Raw genomic sequence first — 400 nt, 5'->3', positions numbered from 1 at the left:
GAAGACAACGATTTCAAATTCCTCTATCCGCTGGAAATGAAGTTGAGAGACCGCGTTGCGTTGATCGCCAAGGAAGTTTACGGTGCCGACGGTGTGTCCTGGACTCCCGAAGCTGAATCCAAGGCCAAAATGCTGGAGGGCGATCCCAAGTACGCCGATTATGCCACCATGATGGTGAAGACGCACCTCAGCCTCAGCCACGATCCGGTCCTCAAGGGCGTTCCCAAGGGCTGGACCCTTCCCATCCGCGACGTTTTGATCTACTCCGGCGCCAAGTTCCTCTGCCCCTGCGCCGGGACGATCACCCTGATGCCCGGAACCTCTTCCAACCCGGCCTTCCGTCGCATCGACATCGACACCAAGACGGGTAAGGTCAGCGGTCTGTTCTAGGAACAGCGCC

General features: G+C 58.2%; 1 protein-coding gene. It reads left to right on the top strand.

The features are described 5' to 3' along the window. Positions 1-390, top strand: a 390-nt coding sequence (locus tag BRSPCE3_RS35695) for a formate--tetrahydrofolate ligase (RefSeq protein ID WP_244071799.1), incomplete at its 5' end; no start/stop codon positions are given. Between the last annotated feature and the right edge of the window lie 10 nt (positions 391-400).

The sequence above is a fragment of the Bradyrhizobium sp. Ce-3 genome (genome assembly GCF_022835695.1).
Classification (GTDB): domain Bacteria; phylum Pseudomonadota; class Alphaproteobacteria; order Rhizobiales; family Xanthobacteraceae; genus Bradyrhizobium.
The sequence above is the reverse complement of the archived record's forward strand: the minus strand, read 5'-3'. Positions and strand labels throughout refer to the sequence as shown.